The organism is Mesorhizobium sp. Arg314 (genome assembly GCF_053714275.1).
In genome coordinates this window covers 1-275 of the sequence record NZ_JBSKBP010000341.1, presented here as the reverse complement: position 1 = coordinate 275, position 275 = coordinate 1, and the positions used below count along the sequence as shown (strand labels likewise).

The 275-nt window shown below is 65.8% G+C and carries 1 protein-coding gene; it reads left to right on the top strand.

Annotated features, from left to right (window positions below; translation table 11 throughout):
* Nucleotides 1-275 (top strand): carboxyl transferase domain-containing protein (locus tag ACWGS9_RS35770; RefSeq protein WP_454509556.1); only part of this gene is annotated, 275 nt, incomplete at both ends.

The window sequence follows — 275 nt, the reverse complement described above, 5'->3', positions numbered from 1 at the left end:
GGCCCCGATGTGGTGAGGACCGTGACCAACGAGATCGTCACGGCGGAGGAACTCGGCGGCGCCAGCACGCACACGCAGAAGTCGTCAGTGGCCGACGCCGCCTTCGAGAACGATGTCGAGGCGCTGGAGGCGATCCGGCGGCTCTTCGACTTCCTGCCGCTCAATAATCGCGACAAGCTGCCGGTCAGGCCGTTCCACGACGACCCCGCGCGCCTCGACATGCGGCTCGACACGCTGGTGCCCGACAGCGCCAACAAGCCCTACAATATGATGGA